The organism is Streptomyces sp. NBC_00510, assembly GCA_036013505.1.
Lineage (GTDB): Bacteria > Actinomycetota > Actinomycetes > Streptomycetales > Streptomycetaceae > Actinacidiphila.
In genome coordinates this window covers 7,703,031-7,722,246 of record CP107851.1, presented here as the reverse complement: position 1 = coordinate 7,722,246, position 19,216 = coordinate 7,703,031, and the positions used below count along the sequence as shown (strand labels likewise).

The following is a 19,216-nucleotide window of genomic DNA, read 5'->3' as shown; positions in this document are numbered from 1 at the left end:
TGAATGACGACTCCGACGCCGACACCACGCCTCAGCTCACTGCACGTCCACCCCGTCAAGTCGCTCGGTGGACAGCGGTTGTCCGAGGCAATGGTGGAGCCGTGGGGGCTCGCCGGAGACCGCCGGTGGATGCTCGCCGATGCTGCGGGACGATGCGTCACGCAGCGGGAGCAGCCCCGGCTGGCCCTGGCACGCGCGGAGTCGTCCCCCGGTGGTGGGCTGCTGCTCACCGCCCCGGGGATGCCGTTGCTGGACATCGACGCACCGGGACCGTCCACGACGGTCCCGGTGCACATATGGGGCGACAAGGTGGAGGCCGTGCCCGCGGGAGACGCGGCCGCCGCCTGGTTCAGCACGTACCTGGGCGCGGAGGTCACCCTCGTCCACCTCGACGACCCGGCTCGCCGCCGCCCGATCGACCCGGACTACGCGCGCCCCGGTGAGACCGTCAGCTTCGCCGACGGCTTCCCGCTGCTCGTGACGACCGAGGCCTCGCTGGCCGCCCTCAACGCGCTGATCGCCGCGGGCGACCACCCCGGCGAAGGCCCCCTTCCGATGGACCGCTTCCGTCCCAACGCCGTCATCGCGGGGACCGATCCCTGGGCCGAGGACACCTGGACCCGGATCCGCATCGGGGAAGTCGAATTCCGCGTCGTGAAGCCCTGTGGGCGTTGCGTGGTGACGACGACGGACCAGCGCACCGCGGCCCGCGGCCGGGAACCCCTGCGCACCCTCGCGCGCCACCGCAGATTCGGGGGCAGACTGGTTTTCGGACAGAATCTCGTGCCCGTACGACCCGGAACACTCCGGGTGGGAGACGCGTTGTCGAGTAGGGAGTGAACGCGTCCCGAGACCGCGGCACGGTCCGGGCACCGGACGGGTGCCGGCGTGAGATGGCCCCCCTCCCGCCCGGTCCATGCCGCGCATGTGCCGTGCCGTGTGCGGTACTTGGACGGTGAAGGGGGTGCGGCCCGATGGCGGCCACGCACGTACGGTGGTGGCGTTGGCGGAAGAACAGCCTGCGCCGCCGTTCCGACGTGTTCGAGGCCTGCGCGGGGGTCGCGGCGGGCTGCGCCATCGTCCTGGGGGCGCCGGCCGCGGGGCTGGTCGCCGGGCTGGCCGTGGACCACTCCCTCCAGCACACCGTCGGCGTCGAGCACGCCACCCGCATCGAGGTCGGGGCCGTGGTGCTCAAGGTTGGGCCGCGCGAGGCCGCCGACCCCGACCCCGAGTCCGGCCACGTCCGGGAGGAACGCCGTGACGCCGTGGTCCGCTGGACCGCTCCGGACGGGCAGGTCCACACCGCCCAGGTGCGCGTGGTCGCCACCCACGACAAGGGCGACCACCTCACGATGTGGACCGACAAGTCCGGTGCCGTGCCCGTACCCGCGCCCCTGGACGCCCGGTCCGCCACCACGCATGCGATGCTCGCCGGGATCGGCACCTTCCTCGCCGCGAGTGTGCTGGCGTTGATGGGGCGCCAGGTGCTCATGTGGCAGTTGATGCGCCGCAGGCTCGCGGAGTGGGAGCGCGAGTGGGCCGCGGCCGGGCAGAGCTGGGGCCGCGCCGGGGCGGGCGGCTGACCACGCCGGATACGTACGCCGGTGCCACGGATCATCCGCAATCGGCCTCATCCGCCCGGTTCCAACAGCTGATCCATCAGCATCGGGTGCTGGCGCGCGCCCGGCGCGCGCTACCGTTGAGGCCCCCAGGTCGGCGCAGTGCAAGAGGACGGGGCAGAGCATCTCCATGGCACAGGGCGTGGTTCAGGTGACGCACACCAGCAGCTCGCGGTGGCGCCGCCGCACGGGAGAGTACGAGAGCCTCGCCGCGGCCCTGGAGGCGGCCGCCGAGGGCGACGTGCTCTCGGTCAACCCCGGGACCTACCGGGAGAACCTCGTCGTGGAGAAGGCCATAACGCTCCGCGCCGCCGAGGGGCCGGGCTCCGTCCGCATCGCCCCGCCGGCCGGCGTCGCGCTGACCGTACGGGCCGCGGCGACGGTCCAGGACCTCTCCGTCGAGGGGCAGGACACCTCCGCCGCCGCCCTGCTGGTCGAGGGCGCCGCACCCGAACTCACCGGACTGCGGGTCAGCACGCGGTCCGCGGTGGGCATAGAGGTCCGCGACGGGGCGCGGCCGACCGTGCGCCGCTGCACCGTCGACAACCCGGCCGGACTCGGGATCAGCATCCTGGAGGCCGCGGGCGGGCTGTTCGAGGACTGCGAGGTCGTGGCCGCGGGCCAGACCGGCATCTCCGTACGCGGCGGGGCCTCCCCGCGGCTGGAACGCTGCCGGGTCCGCAACGCGTCCGGCGCGGGACTCGCCCTCACCGGTGAGGGCACCGTGGCCGAGGCGGTCGGCTGCGAGGTGTACGAGGTCAAGGGCACCGGCGTACAGGTCGCCTCGCGCGCGGCCGGCCATCTCACCGAGTGCCAGGTGCACCGCACCACCGGCGACGGCATCACCCTGGACACCGACGCCGTCCTGACCCTCTCCGACTGCGACATCCACGACATCCCCGAGAACGCCGTGGACCTGCGCTCCCGTTCGGTGCTCACCCTCACCCGCACCACGGTGCGGCGCTTCGGCCGCAACGGCCTGTCGGTGTGGGACCCGGGCACCCGGGTGGACGCCAACCAGTGCGAGATCCACGACAGCCAGGGCGACTACCCGGCGGTCTGGGTCAGCGACGGGGCGGCCGCCGTCCTCGACTCCTGCCGCCTGCACGACGTGCCCGACGCCTTGTTCGTGCTCGACCGGGGCTCGCGCGCCGACGTGGTCGACAGCGACATCTCCCAGGTCCGCAACACCGCGGTCTCGGTCAGCGACGGCGCCACCGTGCAGCTCGACGACTGCCGCATCCGCGAGGCCTCCACCGGTGCCTGGTTCCGCGACCACGGCAGCGGCGGCACGCTGTCCGCCTGCACCATCGACGACACGGCGACCGGGGTCATCGTCACCAAGGGGGCCGATCCCACGCTGGAACGGTGTGTCGTGACCAACCCGGCCGAGGCCGGGTTCTACGTCTCCGCGGGCGGCCGCGGGACCTTCACGGGCTGCCGGGTCACGGGCAGCCGGGGCTACGGCTTCCACATCATCGACGGCTGCCGCTCCACCCTCACCCGCTGCCGCACGGAACGCTGTGCGCGCGGCGGTTACGAGTTCGCGGAGCCGGGCCCGGTGACGGAGGACTGCACCGGGGACCAGAGCGGTGAGCGCCGCACCGTGCCGGAGTCGTCGTCGCGTATGCCGGCTCCGGCGGGCGAGCGGCCGCCCGCGCCCACGTCGTTCGGGCTGCTCGGCGGACTGCCCGTGACGCCGACCAGCACCGCCGGGCCCACGGCCGTTCCCGCGCCGGCCACGGCCGGGGACGCCCGTCCCTCGGACGAGGTGCTGGCCGAACTCGACGCGCTGGTGGGCCTGGACAACGTCAAGCGCGAGGTGCGCTCCCTGATCGACCTGATCGCGGTGGGCCGCAGACGCCGCGAGGCCGGCCTCAAGGCCCCCTCCCCGCGCCGCCATCTGGTCTTCACCGGCTCCCCCGGCACGGGCAAGACGACCGTCGCCCGGCTCTACGGCGAGATCCTGGCCACCCTCGGCGTGCTGGAGCGCGGCCACCTGGTGGAGGTGGCCCGCGTCGACCTGGTGGGCGAGCACATCGGCTCGACCGCCATCCGCACCCAGGAGGCCTTCGAACGCGCCCGCGGCGGGGTGCTCTTCATCGACGAGGCGTACGCCCTGGCCCCCGAGGACTCCGGCCGGGACTTCGGCCGGGAGGCCATCGACACCCTGGTGAAGCTGATGGAGGACCACCGCGAGGCCGTCGTGGTGATCGTCGCGGGTTACACCGCGGAGATGGAGCACTTCCTGTCCGCCAACCCCGGCGTCGCCTCCCGCTTCTCGCGGACCATCACCTTCGACGACTACACCCCGGTCGAGCTGCTGCGGATCGTGCGGGCCCAGGCCGAGGAACACGAGTACCAGCTCTCCGAGGACACCGGCGAGGCGCTCTACAAGTACTTCACCGCGATCCCCAAGGGCCCGGCCTTCGGCAACGGCCGCACCGCGCGGCAGACCTTCGAGGCCATGGTCGAGCGCCACGCGGGCCGGCTCGCCCGGATCAGCGAGCCCAGCCACGAGGAGCTGCAGTTGCTCTACCCGGAGGACCTCCCCCCGCTGCCCTGACCCTGCCCGGGCAGTACTCCCTCCACGTTGCGGTACAGCCAGCGGAGCAGCGCACCGCGCTCGGCCGCGAAGGCCGGGTCGGCCTGGTAGTCGAAGTGCGTCAGCAGGGGCGCGGGCAGTGGGTGTTCCTCCGTCCGGCCGTACGCCGCAGGATCGGGCAGCGGCGCACGGTCGACCGGTGGCCCGGGCTCGTCGAGGTGCACCGGGCCGCCGATCGGATCCGTACGCCGCCACAGATTGCGCCAGGCGTGCAGCTCGCCGTGGAGCGAGGTCAGCGCGGGGGGCCCGAAGTAGGCGGGGAACCAGCGCCCGTACAACCGGCCCAGCGGCGAGCCGTAGGTGAGCAGGGCGATCCGCGCCCGGGTCGCCGGATCCAGCTGCCAGACCGCCGCCGCGGCCAGGACGCTCCCCTGGGAGTGCCCGGAGAGGATGATCCGGCCGTGATTCGCCCGCGTCCAGGTCGTCATGCGCCAGGTCAGGTCCGGCACCGCGCGCTCGGCGTAGCAGGGCGGGGCGAAGGGGTGCGCGGCGCGCGGCCAGAAGGTGCCGACGTCCCAGAGGATGCCGACGGTGCGGCGTGCCCCGGCGTCGCGGTAGGCCCTGCGGCCGAGCGCGATCAGGGCCACCACCCCGGCGCCGACCAGCCAGGAGCCCAGGGCCTGGGCGGTCTCCGCGACCGTGCGCACCCATCCGGGCGGGTCGGCCCCGGCCCGCCCGGGGACGGCACCGCTCAGCCATGCCCCGGCGAGCGCCCCCGCGCCCAGCAGGAAGGCCACCGTCCCGATGACCCCGATGAACAGGGCTGCCTGATCGGTGAGTTCGGCCCTGGCCCGGGCCAGGGCGATCTGGCGGCTGCGCGCCGGCTCGTGCTCCTCCCCCGGATAGTCGGACTCCACCTTCGGCACCAGCGCCCGGGTCCGGCGCAGCAGCCTCCTGCCGCGCACGACGACCACCACGGCCAGCACCAGCAGCAGCACCGGGATCGCCGATGCCTGCCAGGACAGCAGCACGGGCGGCCCGGCGACGGCGCTGCCCCCGCTGCCCGGCGTGGCACCGCGGTCCAGCCAGTCCGCGACCCGCTGGGCGATCCCTCCGGTGAGCACCCCGCCGAGCGAGCACGCGAGCAGGGCCACCGCCGGTCCCCCGAGACCCCGCAGCTCCGCCCGCCCGCCGCCGGAGCGGTGCATCAGACGGGCGACGCACGCCAGCACCACGAGCAACAGCCCCTGTGCCAGGGCGAGCCAGCCGAAGGCCTCCCCTGCGGGCAGCCGCCCGCCGGCGTTCCATCCCGGCCGGTGCCAGCAGGCGTATCCGGCCGTGGCCAGCAGCGCGGCGGCCGTCCCGCCGAGCATCGCCCGGGCGAGCCGTGGATCCAGGGCCTCGTCCGGCGCGTGCTCGCTGCGTCCCATGCCGCAGGTCACGGCGATCGCCGCGACCGTCAACCCGGCCAGGGCGCCCGTCAGCAGCCAGCCGACCGCGGCGAGTATCCGGATCCCGCCGACGTCCATGTCCCGTTCGAGCGGGGGGACGACCAGGGCGACCGCGACCGTGAGCAGCCCGGCCGCCGTGTGGGCCGCACGGAGCCTGGCGACCAGCCGCCGCCCGTACCAGAAGCCGCGCCGGGCCAGCGGCGTGACGTCCGGCCCCTCCCGCTCGCCCGGATGCGGGCCCGGCAGGGGCCGCTGGGACTCGTAGGCGTACCAGGTGCGCCGGGAGAGCCACCACAGCAGCAGGGTCAGCCCGACGGGCAGCGCGGCCCCGGCGGCGATCCGGCGCCCCGGCTCGCCGGCGGCGAGGAACGAGAGCCAGCTCTTCCCGCCCGCGCAGGCCGCGTTGCCCGCGCACTGCCAGGCCACCAGGTCCATCGCGACCTCGCAGGCCGCCGCCACCAGCAGCACCGTCAGCGACAGCGCCAGCAGCCGCACCAGCACGTCGTACGCCCGGTCCAGGCGCGGCCGGGAGACCGGCGGCCGCATCCAGTGGGCCAGGTTGGCCACCATGAAGGGCAGCAGGAGCAGCCACAGTGCACGACTGCCGTCCCCGGACGTCAGATTGCACCAGGAGTAGGCGTCGGGCACCGGGCCCTCGCCGTACTCCTGCGGACGCCGCTCCGCGTCGGCGTCCTCGGCACGCCGGTAGATCCCGGCGGTGTCGTCACCGCAGACGCGCGTGATGCGCGGGTCGTTGAGCATCGTCTGCGGGGTCGTCCCGCCGACGCCGTGGACCAGCAACTCCAGCGCCAGTTCCGTCCGTACCGTATCCGACCGCATCGCGATCGCCTCCCCGTACTTTCCCCGTGACGCGCGTACGGCATCGCGCGTATTCAGAATCGGGCACACGTACCAGTACTGGACAGAGGTGTTCACGAATGCCACCCGAACGTGTCACACGCGGTACGTGTGGGACCGGTCACCCCGCGCCCTTCGCCCCCCGTCCGGCGGGGGCGGTCGTGGAAGGATGGCGAGACTGCCGGTCCGGGCAGCATCGGGATCACATCAGAGGATGGGACGGGACCTCGGGTGAGCGACAACCAGAACCTGCTCGCGGAACAGCGGCGTGCGCTGATCCTGGACGAGGTCCGGCGCCGCGGCGGGGTCCGGGTCAACGAGCTGACCCGGAAGCTGAACGTGTCGGACATGACCGTCCGCCGCGACCTCGACGCGCTCGCCCGTCAGGGCGTGGTCGAGAAGGTCCACGGCGGCGCCGTGCCGGTCGCCCCCGCCAGCAGCCACGAGCCGGGCTTCGAGGCGAAGGCGGGCCTCGAGCTCGGGGCCAAGGAGGCCATCGCCCGCGCCGCCGCCCGCCTGGTCACCCCCGGCAGCGCCATCGCGCTCACCGGCGGCACGACGACGTACGCCCTGGCCCAGCACCTCCTCGACGTGCCCGACCTCACCGTGGTCACCAACTCCGTCCGCGTCGCCGACGTCTTCCACTCCGCGGCCCGCGGCGCGGGCGGCGGCCGCGAGGGCGCCGCGACCGTCGTCCTCACCGGCGGTGTGCGCACCCCCTCGGACTCCCTCGTCGGCCCCGTCGCGGACCGGGCGATCGGCTCGCTCCACTTCGACCTGCTCTTCCTCGGCGTCCACGGCATCTCGGTCGAGGCCGGCCTGTCCACCCCCAACCTCGCCGAGGCGGAGACCAACCGGCGCTTCGTCCGCTCCGCACGCCGGGTGGTCGTCATCGCCGACCACACCAAGTGGGGCACCGTGGGACTGAGCTCCTTCGCCACCCTGGAGGACGTGGACACCCTCGTCACCGACGCGGGCATCCCCGAGGTGCTCCGGGCGGAGATCGCCGAGCACCTGTCGGACCTGATCGTCGCCGGCGAGCCCGGGGACACCGAGCCGGGCGGCGCCCTGCGCGAGGGTCCCGCAGACAACTGACAGAGTATCAACTACCGTACGGCCCATGACCCGCCGACTGCGCCCCACACGTCAGGTGGACCTGGGCTTCCTCGCCTCGGCGCCGCTGCGTCTCGTCTTCGCCGCCGACGTCACGGCGCCGCCCGACGCCGTGCACGCCGCGCTCGCCAAGGACACCGAGGGCTGGACGGCGTGGTTCGGCGCCGTCACGGCCGCCGTGCCGACCGCCACGGGCCGCGCGATCGGGCTCCGGGGAGGAGTGCGTTTCGAGGAGACCGTCCTCGCCGACGAGCCCCCGCGGCGCTTCGCCTACCGCGTCGACGCCACGAACGCCCCTGGCCTGCGCGCCCTGCTGGAGGAATGGGCGCTCTCCCCCACCCCGGCCGGCGGCACCCACGTGCGCTGGACCTTCGCCGCCGACGGCGCCCCGTCCCTGCGCACCTTCCTGCTCCTGTCCCGCCCGGGCCTCGGCCTGTCGTTCCGTTCCGCGGTCCGCTCGCTGGACCGCCGGCTGGCCTCCTGAACGGGCCTCCCGGCGGAGCCGGGGCCTCAGGTACGGGAGACGGTGCCGCAGCCCTCTGACCCCGTCCGCCCGGCCTTGAGGTCCCTGCTGCGGTCGTAGGGGTCCACGGTGGGCCCCGACCGACCGGGGTCGTCCCCCGGCGAGGCGTCGGAGGCGAACTGCGGGTGGAGCCAGCCGTCATGGACGGAGCAGGCCGTGTTGGCGACGTCGTCGACGTACAGGGTGATCGCGAACTTGCCGGGGGTCACCCGGTAGCGGGACGGGTCGGGGAACTCCACGTCCAGGATGCGGCGGATGATCGTCCGGGCGACCTCGGTGGAACCGGACCCCGCCTGCACCAGGGGGTACACGAAGGTGTAGTCGGCGTGGACGACGACGGCGCGGTCCTTGCCCTTCGCGAAGGCCATCCGGCCGCGGGTCTTGACCACATCTCCCGCCAGGGCGACTTCGGAAGGCTTGAAGCGCACCGCGAGCCGGAGCGGGTCGTTCTTCTCGGTCGGCTTGCGGAAGGCCGTCTCGAACCGGGTGCGCAGGTCGCGCTGGCTCGGATCGAGCATCCCCAGGGCGGCGTCGGGCCGTTCGCCCCGAAGCGTCGCGGGGTCGAGGTTGGTGTCGACCAGGTACGCCTTGACGTTTTTGAGGGCCGCCGTCACCTGCGCCGACGTCATCCAGCCGGCCGACCGCGCCTTCGGCGGGACGATCCCCGCGGCGCCGTCGGCGTACTGCTTCGCCGGGGAGCCGGCGAACGGGTCCTCAAGCGTGGGCGTGCCGGGGAACGCCTCCTTCGACGGGGCGCTCGTCGGCCGCGCGGTCTCCGCGGGGAGCGGCGAGGGGTCCGGGGCCGCGCTGCCGCGCATCGCGTCCAGCGCCCAGCCCGGGTTCAAAGCGAACAGCAGCACCCCGACGGCGACGAGGACGCCGACCAGCCCGAGCCACCGGCGGCGCCGGTGGCCGCGCGCCTCGACCGCGTAGACCGCGGGGCCGGTGCGCCAGCCCTCGGGCTGCGCGGGCGGCGGGTTGCCGCGCCCTTTGCGCTTGGTGCGGCGCGCCGCCTCCGCGTCCTGCTGCCGCAGTCGCTCGGTGACCATACGGGCCCGCGCGGAGGGTTCCTTGGGCGCCGACGCGCGGATATCCGCCTCGCTGTCCTGGACGAACCGCTCCCAGATGTCGTCGGGCACGGAGGGGACGTCGTCGGGGGGCGGCGGAGTGGTGGTCACCGGAAGCTCTTTCACAAGATCGGACTGACAGGCCTTTCTATAACCGAACGCAGTTTCCCCACAAGCCCCGTCGGCCCCGGGACCACCGCCTCACCGGTACTCCGCGAGCCGCGGCCGCACACCGACCACGACGAGGGCCGCGGCGATGCCGAGGACGCCCGCGGGAACGGCGGGCCAGCCGTCGAGCGCGGAGCGCGCGGCGTCCGTGCGCACGGTGAAGTCGGCCTGCTGGTCCTGCGCGAGCACGTCCAGGGTGGTCGCGAAGTCCCAGAAGTCGAACCCCACCTCGCCGCGCCCGACGTCGGTGAGCACCACGGCCGCCTCGTCGATCCGCTTGCCGGCCATCAGCTCGACGAGCTTGCGGTCGTCGGCGCGGAAGTGCCCGTAGCGCTCGTTGACGTCGGCGTACGCGGGACGCTCGTCCGCCGCGGCCCAGCCGTCGGGGGCGAGCAGGCCGTCCAGCCGCCGGTTGAGCGCGTCGAGTTCGGCGCGCTGCTGCGGCTCGGCGCCGTTGACGAGCCAGCGGCTCTGCGTGGCGGCGGCCTCCGCGGCGACCGCGCGGGCCTGTGTGAGCCGGGACCAGGGGCGCAGTCCGTCCCGGGTCCCCGCGTCGAGGTCGGCGGCGGCACCGGTGAAGGAGAACACGCCGGCGAGGGTGACCCCGAGCGCCGCGGCCGTGGCGGCGGCCAGCGCCGGGTTGAGGACACGGCGGTAACGGCGGGTCAGGTCCCGCTGCCACCACAGGAGTACGGCGACGGCGACCAGGCCCAGGAACCCCACGGCCACGGCCGAGCGCACGGCGGCGTCCTGCGCGGTGCGCGACGCCGCGGTGGCCTGCGCGTCGTAGGCCTTCGCCAGCGTCGCGACCTTGGGCAGCAGGTGGCTGTGCATGATGTCGCCCGCCTCGGCGGAGAAGGCGACGGCGACCGCCGGCGGGTGGCCCGCGGCCCGGTCGTGGTGCTGCTCGTCGACGTAGGCGGCACGACCGCTGGCGTCGTCGTAGCGCCCGAGCAGGTCGAGGATGCCGCGCACCTGCGCGGCATGGGCCTCGTCGCCGCCGAGCTGCCGGAGGAGGTCGCTGGCCTGGGCACGGCGCTGCTGGGCGGTGATGAGCGCGAGGAGGCGGTTGCCGACCGACACCTCGGGGTCGTCGACCGCGTGGCCGGGCACCAGCTGGTTGGCGCGCTGGGCGTCCAGGTCCGCCAGGGCGAAGCGGAGTTCCGCAGTGACGGCGGCGCGGTGCGCGGAGGTGTCGCGCAACTGCTCGGCGTCCGACCGTACGGTGACGGCCCCGACGACCACGGCGAGGCACAGGGCGAGGACGGCCACCAGCGCGGCGGTCGCCTGGACGACCAGGCGCGCCGGGGGCGGCATGCGCCGGCGCCGCGCCCGGACGGGCGGTACCGGCGCCCGGCGCACCGGCGGTGCGGACGCACCGGGTGCGGGGGACGGCGGCGCGACCGCCGGAGGCGCGACGTGAGAGATCGTCATATCCGGACGCTAAGAGCGCCCGTGGAAGGGAAGGCGGTACTCCGGCGGACTCCCGGTGACCACGACGTAACAGAACGGAACGGACGGACCGGGTCAGTCCGGCCAGCTCCCCGCCGTCAGGAAGGCGTCGATGGTGACGGCGTACGGCGTGACGTCCAAGCCCTGTTGGGCGAGCCAGGCATCGGAATAGTACTTGTCCAGGTACCGGTCGCCAGGGTCGCACAGCAAGGTGACGACACTGCCCGTGCGGCCCGCCGCGACCATCTCCGAGACGATCTTGAAGGCGCTCCACAGGCCGGTGCCCGTCGATCCCCCGGCCTTGCGCCCGATGGCCGCCTCCAGGGCGCGGACCGCCGCCACCGACGCCGCGTCCGGCACCTTCATCATCCGGTCGATGGCACCGGGCACGAAGCTGGGCTCCACCCTCGGGCGGCCGATGCCCTCGATCCGTGAACCGCGGTCGCAGCACACGGAGTCGTCGCCGCTCACCCAGCCGTCGAAGAACACCGAGTTCTCCGGGTCCGCGACGCACACCAGGGTTTCGTACTGCATGTAGTGGATGTAGCGGGCGATGGTGGCCGAGGTGCCGCCGGTGCCGGCGGTGGCCACGATCCACGCCGGGCAGGGGTTCCGTTCCAGGCTCAGCTGCTGGTATATCGACTCGGCGATGTTGTTGTTGCCGCGCCAGTCGGTGGCGCGCTCGGCGTAGGTGAACTGGTCCATGTAGTGGCCGCCGCTCTCCTCCGCGAGGCGGGCGGAGACCTCGTAGACCGTCCGCGGGTCGTCCACCAGGTGGCACCGGCCGCCGTGGAACTCGATCAGCCGCTGCTTCTCCCAGCTGGTGGTGCGCGGGATCACGGCGATGAACGGCACGCCGATCAAGGCGGCGAAGTACGCCTCGGACACCGCGGTCGAACCGCTGGAGGCCTCGATGACGGGCTTGCCCGGCCGGACCCAGCCGTTGCAGAGGCCGTAGAGGAACAGCGAACGGGCGAGGCGGTGCTTGAGGCTGCCGGTCGGGTGGGTCGACTCGTCCTTCAGGTAGAGGTCGATGCCCCAGGCGTCGGGGAGCGGGAAGCGCAACAGGTGTGTGTCGGCGGAGCGGTTGGCGTCCGCCTGGACCTTGCGCACGGCCTCTTTCAGCCACCCCCGGTAGTCCGGGTCGGTCCGGTCCACGTCGACGGTGGGCATCGCCTCCGTCGCCCTCGCACGGTCTTCGCGGTCACCCTTCTCGCTGCTGTCCACCTGCGCCGCCTTCCGTTCGCGCCCGTGTCCCGATCATAGGCAGACGCTGGTGCCACGCCCCCCGGAGCGGGCAGACTTCGAGCGGACGAAGGAGGGGATGCGCCGTGGCCGAAGCGGAGTTCACCGCCACAGGGGTGCGGATCGGACGGCGGCTGCGGTCGCTCACCCGGGGCGGGCAGGTCCTGATCCGTGACGGCCGCCTGGTGCTGCTCACCAGCCGCGGGCGGGAGATCGACAGCGCCCCGGTGGAGGACGTCCACGCCCTGACCCCGCGTTTCGCGGTGCGGCGGCGCACCCTGACACGGCTCAACGGCACCGGCTACCTGCTGACCCTGCGCACGCAGGGCGCGGCGTCCGCGGGGCGCTTCCTGGACGCCCTGCGCACGGCCCGGGAACGGGTCGCGCGCCGCTGAGCCGAGCGGAACGGCACTCTCCGCGTTCACGGAGTTGCGGTAAGCATCCATCGGGGTGATCCTTGAGTGGCGTCACGGAGTCACTGCAGCAGTCACTCACAGCAATCCCGCAAAGGTGTTCCCATACCATGCGGGCGGGGCATGCCCCGATCACAGGGGCGCGCCCTCACCGCGGAGGGAGTCGCAGCCGTGATCAGCTCAGAAGGCAGTAAACGGCAGTGTGCCCTGGAACTTGAGGCACTGCCGTCCCGGATCCAGCAGGTACGCCGCATCGTCGCCGCTCAACTGCGGTACTGGCGGCTGGACCCCCTGATCGACCCCACTCTGCTGGGCATCACCGAACTGCTCGGCAACGTCCACCGGCACGCCCGGCCGGACAAGCGCTGTTCCGTCGAGCTGAGTTTCGCCTCCGGCTGGCTCACCGTCGCCGTCTCGGACAACGATCCGCGCCTGCCGCGGGTCCGCGAGTTCGAGCCCCTGGCCACCTGCGGCCGCGGCCTCGCCATGGTCGTGTCGATGAGCGACAGCTGGGGCACCGAGACCGTCAACGACGGTGGCAAGGTCGTGTGGTTCACGCTCCGGGCCGAGGCGACGGTCTCGTCCAGGGCGATGACCGAGCAGGTGTCGGCGGCCGTCGTCCGCAAGGTCGCCCCGCGGACGCTGCCGGTGCTCCCCGAGACGCCGGAGGCCTGGGCCCCGGTGCTCGATCGGCTGGTCCCGGCCGCGGCCGAACCGGTGCTGGTCTGACGCGCGGCCGCCGCACCCCCGGAGGGGCACGGCGGCCGTGGCCCCCGGGCCGTCGTCGGCGGAGTCATTCCGCTGCGATGGCCCTCAGTACGTCCAGACGCGCCGCGCGCCGGGCCGGACGCCAACCGGCCAGGACTCCGGCGACCAGCCCGACCAGCACGACGACCGCGAGCTGGACGGGCGGCACCGCGAAGGCGCTCGTGCCCGCGCCGTCCGACGCCTTGACCAGTGCCCAGCCGAGGAACCCCCCGAGCCCCAGCCCGCCGGCCGTGCCGAAGGCGGCGACCAGGACGGACTCCCAGCGGACCATGGTCCGCAACTGGGCCCTGGTCTGCCCGACCGCGCGCAGCAGCCCGAGTTCGCGGGTGCGCTCGTGCACCGCGAGGGTGAGCGTGTTGGTGATGCCGAGCAGCGCGATGAGGACGGCCAGCGCGAGCAGTGCGTAGACGAGCGTCAGCATGATGTCCACGCCCGAGGCGGCGGATTCCGCGTACTCCTCACGGGTCTGGACCTCGGGGTTGCCGTACTGCCGGGCGACTCCTTGGACGGCTGTGCGGCCCTCGTCGAGGGCGACGCCCTTCTTGAAGGCGACGGCGACGAGGTCGTCGGCGTCCTGCACCTTGTGCGGTGCCCAGGCAGTGCGGGTAACGATGTAGTCGCCGCCGAGGCCGGCCTCCGGGTAGACGGCGCGCACGGTGAAGGTCTGGCGGGTGCCGTCGGCGAACGCAAGCACCATGGTGCTGCCCGGCTTCCAGTGGTGCTTGTCCGCTTCCTTGCGGGAGACGGCGATGCCGTCCCGGCCGAGGCCGCTCAGGGAGCCGTCGACGGCACCGAGGTCGAGCACGCGCGTCAGGGCGACGGGGTCGGTGACCGTCAGCTGCCGCCCGCCGCCGTCGACTTCGGCGACGCCCTTGCCGAGCCCGACCGCCGTCGCCACCTCGGGCAGCTTCGCCACGGCGGGTGCGAGCCCCGGGCTGAGACCGTTCGCACCCGCACCGAACCCCGAGGCGGTCAGGGCGACGTCGCCGGCGAAGGAGCGGTCGACGGTCCGGTCCATGGTGGCCTTCAGGGAGGCGCCGAAGACGGTGAAGAGCGACACGACCGCGACGCCGATCATCAGCGCGGTGGCGGTGGCCGCCGTCCGCTTCGGGCTCCGCAGCGCGTTCCGCCGGGCCAGCGCTCCGGTGGCACCGCGCAGCCGCGCGAGCGGGGCTCCCAGGACGCGCACCGCGTACGAGACGGCGACCGGCCCCAGGACGACGAAGGCGACGACGACCACGGCGGCGCCGACCGAGGTGAGCCACACCTCTGGCGTGCCCGCCGCGCCCGCGACGGTCGTCGCGGCACCGGCCACCGCCAGCACGGCCCCCAGCGCCGCCCGTCCGCGCGAGGCACCGGAGTGGTCCACCGCCGTCTCGCGCAGCGCGGCGAGCGGCGCCGTCCGCCCGGCACGTACGGCGGGCAGCACGGCCGAGCCGGTGCAGACGAGCAGGCCGATGCCGAGCGGTACGGCCATGGCGGTGGCGCCGACGACCAGTCCCCCGTCCGGGAAGGGGAATCCGACGGCCGGGAACAGCGCCTGCAGCCCGGCCGCGATGCCGATCCCGCCCAGGAGCCCGGCGGCCGAGGCGGCCAGTGCCACGGCCACGGCCTCCGTGAGGGTCGAGCCCAGCACCTGACGCCTGGACGCGCCGAGCGCCCGCAGCAGGGCGTTCTCCCGGGTGCGCTGGGCGACGACGATCGCGAAGGTGTTGTGGATGCTGAAGGTCGCCACGAGCAGGGCGATCCCGGCGAAGACCGTGAGCAGGGTCGTGAACAGCGACAGGAACCGGCCCGAGACCTGGTCGAGGTTCTCGTCCGTGGCCTGCTGACCGGTGATCGCCTCGACACCGTGGGGCAGCACGCCCGCGACGCGCCTCGCCAGCTCTTCCTGGCCGACGCCGGAGGCCGCACGCACCTTGATCGTGGACGCCCGGCCGGGCCTCGGCATCAGTTGGCGCTCGGCGTCGGCGCGGGTGAGGCCGGTGAAGGTGGACTGGCCCATGCCGTCCTCGCCGCCGAAGGTCACCAGTCCGACGATCGTCACGCGCAGCGGGTCGGGGGTGCGCAGTACGGTCGTGTCGCCGATGCCCAGCCCGCCCTGCTCGGCCGCGGCACGGTTCACCACGGCCTCGCCGGCGGCCCTGGGAGCGCGGCCCTCCGCGAGGGCGTACGGGTTGAGCCCGGCGTCGTCGATCCAGTTCCCGGCGAGGGTCGGCGGGCCCTGACCGCCGACGGGCTCGCCGTCACGGCCGACGAGTTGGCCCGCGCCCTCGATGTCGGCCGCGACGGCCGCCACCCCGGGTACGGCCCGCAGCCGCGCGACGAGCGCGCTGTCGACGGGTTCGCGGGTGCCTTGTCCCTCCCCGGGGACGGTGACGACGTCGGCGCTGCGGACGACCACGTCGGTGCCGCTGTTGGCGTGTCCAAAGAGCGTGTCGAAGCTGGCGCGCAGGGTGTCGCCCATCACCATGGTGCCCGCCAGGAAGGCGACACCCAGGAAGACCGCCAGGAAGGTGCCGGCGAACCGGCGCTTGTGGGCCCTCAGGGAGGACAGGCTCAGCCGCAGGGACGCGCGGACCGGCCCGGTCGGCGCGCTCATGACGTCACCCGCTGCCCTGGTGCGGTGCGGCGTCCCGCGTCGCGGGCGGTGTCGAAGGCCTTCATGCGGTCGAGGACCTTCTCCGCGCTCGGGTCGGGCATCGTGTCCACCAGGCGTCCGTCGGCGAGGAAGACGACCTCGTCGGCGTGGGCGGCGGCGACCGGGTCGTGGGTGACCATGACGACCGTGCGGCCCATCTCGTGGACGGCCCGTCCCAGCAGGCGCAGCACCTCCTCGCCGGACCGCGAGTCGAGGTTGCCGGTGGGCTCGTCGGCGAAGACGACCTCGGGCCGCCCGGCCAGCGCCCTGGCCACCGCCACGCGCTGCTGCTGGCCCCCGGAGAGCTCGGTCGGGCGGTGCCGCAGCCGGTCGCCCAGGCCCACGACGTCGATCAGGGCGTCCACCCACTCACGGTCCGTCCCGGCACCGGCCAGGTCCTGGGGCAGGGTGATGTTCTCCGCCACGGTCAGGGTCGGCAGCAGGTTGAAGGACTGGAAGACGAAACCGACCCGCTCCCGGCGCAGCAGCGTCAACTGCCGGTCGCCGAGCGCCCCCAACTCGGTGTCGCCGATCCAGGCGGTCCCGGAGGTGAGGGTGTCCAGGCCGGCGGCGCAGTGCATGAGGGTGGACTTCCCGGACCCGGAAGGACCCATGATCGCGGTGAACCGCCCGCTGGGGAACCCGACCGTGACCCCGTCCAATGCGCGCACCTGGGCGTCGCCCGCCCCGTAGGTCTTTACTGCGTCGGCAACGCGGGCGGCGGTCATCGCTCCCCGCCCTTGGGGAAGCGGCCGAACTGCTCGTCCAGGACGGACAGCCGGCGCCAGTACTCGTCCTCGTCGATCTCGCCCGCGGCGAAGCGGCGGCCCAGTACGGCGATCGGCGAGTGCTCGCCGATCGCGGCCCGGGCGTGCCAGGGGCCACGGCCGAGGCCCCTGCGCCACGCGGCGCGGCGCAGCACGAATGCGACGCCTCCGATGACGGCGGCCCAGATCAGCGGGAAGAACAGGATCCAGGGGCCGGGGCCCCCGTCCCAGTGGTCGGCGAGCGAGGTCAGTGCGTTGGCGTCCATCGCGAATCGTCTCCTTGGTGATGCCGTGGTTTTCCGGCACTACGAGACTGGTCCGCGCGCGGCCGCTGGTCGTCGTACGGCCAGCGGCACCGCGGGTACCACCCGGGGAGTACGGCCGCTGTCGGTGCCTGCGCCTAACATGCGGATCATGTGGCGATGCACAGGTCTGCGATGGGTGTCCGGGGGCCCGGCGTGGACCTGGTGGCACCCCCGCCACGGCGACCGGCGCAGTCCCGTGCGCCTCGGCGACCCGCTGGCGCTCGCCGTGCAGCCGGGCGCGGTGCGGCAGTGCATGGGCGTGTGGCGTTCGGGGCGCTGGACTCCGTGCCCACGGGCCGCGGAACTTCCCGCGCGGGCCCGCCGCGACCAGTGCGAGCAGTGCGCGGCGCTGGACCGCTCCCGGTCCGTGGCGGCGGACACGCGGCTGGACGACCCCCGGACCTTCGCGGTGTACCTGGCCTGGTTCGGCCCGGGTCTGGGCAAGGTCGGCATCACGGCGGCCGAGCGGGGCAGTGCGCGGCTGCTCGAACAGGCCGCGATCTGCTTCACGTTCCTGGGCCGGGGGCCGCTGATGGCCGCGCGTCGCGCCGAGTCGGTCCTCGGGACGGCGCTGGGCATCCCGGACCGGGTGGCGACGTCCGCGAAGCGTGCCGCCCGCGGCGCGCTGCCACCCGCGCCCGCACGGGTGGCCGGGCTGCGGGCCCTCCACGAGGCGGCGGCCGCGGTCCCCGACTGGCGGGACACGCTGACCGCCACCGGGTTCCAACCCGTCGACCACGCGGCGGTGTTCGGCCTGGAGCCCGACGCGCCGCAGGCCACCGCCGCGGTGACCGGGCTCGCCCCGGCCACCGCCCTGGGCGGCACCGTCGTGGCGGTGGCCGGGGGCGATGTCTACCTCCGCACCGCCGGGCCGGCCGGCGGTGTCCTGCTGCTCGACACGCACCTGGTGCCGGGATGGCCGCTCACCGCGTCGGTGGAGGACCTGCCGGCCCCGCCCACGAAGGCGCTACCGCAGGCCACCGAGCCTCCGGAGCCGCTGTTCTGACGGTGTGTCGGTGATCCCGGGGACGGACCTCAGGCGCCGAGCGCCGTGAGCGGGTCGTCCAGCACGGGCTGCCAGGCCAGTTCCGCGGCCCCGACGAGGCTGTTGTGGTCCAGGGCGCAGGCGAGCAGCGGGATGCCGCCGCTGCGCCCCCACAGGCTGCGTTCGGCGACGACGGCACGCAGCCGCCCCGGGTCGGCGTCGAGCAGCCAGCGGTGCAGGCCGCCGAGCAGGATCCGGTCGGGGTTGAGGACGTTGACCAGTCCCGCGAGTCCCTGGCCGAGGCGGTCGATGAGGCTGTCGGCGGCGCGCCGCACCGCGGGGTCGTCGTACTCCTCACGGAGCAGGGCGCGGCACTGGTCGGGCAGCGAGCCCTCGGGGCCGGGGATCCGGCCGGCGGACTCCAGGAAGGCGAGGGGGTCCACTTCGACGTCGAGGCAGCCACGGCTGCCGCAATGGCAGGGGCGGCCCTCGGGGTTGACGGTGAGGTGGCCGACCTCCAGGGCGAGTCCGGCACTGCCGGTGTGGAGCTTGCCGTGCAGGACGAGCGCACCACCCACGCCGCGGTGGCCGGTGGCGACGACCAGCAGGTGCTCGGCTCCCTGTCCGGCGCCGTGCCGGTGCTCGGCGAGCGCGGCGACGTTGACGTCGTTGCCGACGAAGCACGGCGGCGGCGCCCCGTTGGGGGAGATGATGCCCGACCGCTCGATCTGCTCGCGGAAGATGTCCAGGACGGGTGCGCCCGCGGGCCAGGCGAGGTGAAGGGGGTTGAGCGCGGCGCCTTCCGGCTCGGCGACGGCGGAGGGCACGGCGAGACCGGCGCCCGCGCACGCCCGGCCGGAGGCGCGCAGCAGCTCCGCGCCGGCTGCGACGACGGCGCCGAGGACCCGGGCGGGGTCAGCGGGCACGGTCATGGCGACCGGAGTGGACGCGAGGATGTGGCCGCCGAGTCCGACCAGGGCGGCGCGGAATCCGTCGGCGTGGATCTGCGCGGCGAGGACGACGGGCCCCTCGGGGTTGACGGCGAGCCGGTGCGAGGGCCGGCCCTGCGCTCCGGCGGGTCCGCCCGGCCGGGTGTCGACCCGGATCAGGCGCAGTGCCTCCAACTCGGCGGCGACGGCCCCCGCGGTCGCCCGCGTCACGCCGAGTTCGGCGGTGAGCACGGCGCGGGTGGGGGCACGCCCGGTGTGCACGAGCGCGAGCGCGGGACCGAGCGCACCACGGCCCCGCTCCAACCTTGTCCGAGTCTGGGTCACAGTCCTATTCTCACTTTGTGCC

At 74.1% G+C, this 19,216-nt stretch carries 16 protein-coding genes; 8 read left to right on the top strand and 8 right to left on the bottom strand.

All coding sequences use genetic code 11. The features are described from left to right. The first annotated feature begins 3 nt into the window (after positions 1 to 3). The 3 genes from OG937_34960 (at position 4) to OG937_34950 (ending at position 4,185) form a co-directional block, all read left to right on the top strand. Positions 4 to 840 (top strand): MOSC domain-containing protein, encoded by an 837-nt coding sequence (locus OG937_34960; GenBank protein ID WUD76522.1) that lies wholly within the window; start codon positions 4 to 6, stop codon positions 838 to 840. Between the two features lie 134 nt (positions 841 to 974). Beyond that, the gene (locus OG937_34955) at positions 975 to 1,583 is read left to right on the top strand and encodes a hypothetical protein (protein ID WUD76521.1); all 609 of its coding nucleotides are present in this window, start codon (positions 975 to 977) and stop codon (positions 1,581 to 1,583) included. A 166-nt stretch (positions 1,584 to 1,749) separates the two neighbouring features. Continuing rightward, positions 1,750 to 4,185 (top strand): right-handed parallel beta-helix repeat-containing protein, encoded by a 2,436-nt coding sequence (locus OG937_34950; protein ID WUD76520.1) that lies wholly within the window; start codon positions 1,750 to 1,752, stop codon positions 4,183 to 4,185. Here the strand turns inward: OG937_34950 and OG937_34945 are convergent. After that, positions 4,155 to 6,455 carry a hypothetical protein gene (locus OG937_34945; protein ID WUD76519.1) on the bottom strand — a complete coding sequence of 767 codons (2,301 nt, stop codon included), beginning with the start codon at positions 6,453 to 6,455 and terminating at the stop codon, positions 4,155 to 4,157. The genes OG937_34950 and OG937_34945 overlap by 31 nt on opposite strands. Before the next feature lie 249 nt (positions 6,456 to 6,704). Here OG937_34945 and OG937_34940 point away from each other — a divergent pair, with 249 nt between their 5' ends. Both OG937_34940 and OG937_34935 read left to right on the top strand, forming a co-directional pair. Further along, the gene (locus tag OG937_34940; protein WUD76518.1) at positions 6,705 to 7,568 is read left to right on the top strand and encodes a DeoR/GlpR family DNA-binding transcription regulator; all 864 of its coding nucleotides are present in this window, start codon (positions 6,705 to 6,707) and stop codon (positions 7,566 to 7,568) included. Between the two features lie 25 nt (positions 7,569 to 7,593). Next, positions 7,594 to 8,070, top strand: a complete 477-nt coding sequence (locus OG937_34935; protein ID WUD76517.1) for an SRPBCC family protein — start codon at positions 7,594 to 7,596, stop codon at positions 8,068 to 8,070. 26 nt (positions 8,071 to 8,096) lie between these two features. Here OG937_34935 and OG937_34930 read toward each other — a convergent pair whose 3' ends face one another. The 3 genes from OG937_34930 to OG937_34920 all read right to left on the bottom strand — a co-directional run bounded on the left by OG937_34930 (position 8,097) and on the right by OG937_34920 (position 11,969). Beyond that, the gene (locus OG937_34930; GenBank protein WUD76516.1) at positions 8,097 to 9,287 is read right to left on the bottom strand and encodes a hypothetical protein; all 1,191 of its coding nucleotides are present in this window, start codon (positions 9,285 to 9,287) and stop codon (positions 8,097 to 8,099) included. A gap of 90 nt (positions 9,288 to 9,377) precedes the next feature. After that, positions 9,378 to 10,778 (bottom strand): hypothetical protein, encoded by a 1,401-nt coding sequence (locus OG937_34925; protein ID WUD76515.1) that lies wholly within the window; start codon positions 10,776 to 10,778, stop codon positions 9,378 to 9,380. 93 nt (positions 10,779 to 10,871) lie between these two features. Then, a complete protein-coding gene (locus tag OG937_34920) occupies positions 10,872 to 11,969 on the bottom strand; it encodes a PLP-dependent cysteine synthase family protein (GenBank protein ID WUD78989.1) in 1,098 nt (365 codons plus the stop codon). Between the two features lie 158 nt (positions 11,970 to 12,127). Between OG937_34920 and OG937_34915 the strand changes: the two genes are divergently transcribed. Then, on the top strand, positions 12,128 to 12,436 hold the full coding sequence (locus tag OG937_34915; protein ID WUD76514.1) for a hypothetical protein: 309 nt from the start codon (positions 12,128 to 12,130) through the stop codon (positions 12,434 to 12,436). 189 nt (positions 12,437 to 12,625) lie between these two features. After that, positions 12,626 to 13,183 carry an ATP-binding protein gene (locus tag OG937_34910; GenBank protein ID WUD76513.1) on the top strand — a complete coding sequence of 186 codons (558 nt, stop codon included), beginning with the start codon at positions 12,626 to 12,628 and terminating at the stop codon, positions 13,181 to 13,183. Between the two features lie 64 nt (positions 13,184 to 13,247). On the opposite strand, the gene OG937_34905 is transcribed toward OG937_34910, so the two are convergent. From OG937_34905 to OG937_34895, 3 genes are read right to left on the bottom strand one after another with little or no spacing between them, the layout of a single operon-like run. Continuing rightward, on the bottom strand, positions 13,248 to 15,824 hold the full coding sequence (locus tag OG937_34905) for an ABC transporter permease (protein ID WUD76512.1): 2,577 nt from the start codon (positions 15,822 to 15,824) through the stop codon (positions 13,248 to 13,250). Continuing rightward, a complete protein-coding gene (locus tag OG937_34900) occupies positions 15,821 to 16,591 on the bottom strand; it encodes an ABC transporter ATP-binding protein (protein ID WUD76511.1) in 771 nt (256 codons plus the stop codon). The genes OG937_34905 and OG937_34900 overlap by 4 nt, the downstream gene beginning before the upstream one ends. Further along, positions 16,588 to 16,881 carry an SHOCT domain-containing protein gene (locus OG937_34895; GenBank protein WUD78988.1) on the bottom strand — a complete coding sequence of 98 codons (294 nt, stop codon included), beginning with the start codon at positions 16,879 to 16,881 and terminating at the stop codon, positions 16,588 to 16,590. Before OG937_34895 ends, OG937_34900 begins: the two co-directional genes overlap by 4 nt. Positions 16,882 to 17,044: 163 nt before the next feature. On the opposite strand from OG937_34895, the gene OG937_34890 reads away from it, so the two are divergent. Next, the gene (locus OG937_34890) at positions 17,045 to 17,941 is read left to right on the top strand and encodes a DUF2797 domain-containing protein (GenBank protein WUD76510.1); all 897 of its coding nucleotides are present in this window, start codon (positions 17,045 to 17,047) and stop codon (positions 17,939 to 17,941) included. Positions 17,942 to 17,970: 29 nt separating this feature from the next. Here OG937_34890 and OG937_34885 read toward each other — a convergent pair whose 3' ends face one another. Then, positions 17,971 to 19,194 carry an ROK family protein gene (locus tag OG937_34885; GenBank protein WUD76509.1) on the bottom strand — a complete coding sequence of 408 codons (1,224 nt, stop codon included), beginning with the start codon at positions 19,192 to 19,194 and terminating at the stop codon, positions 17,971 to 17,973. Between the last annotated feature and the right edge of the window lie 22 nt (positions 19,195 to 19,216).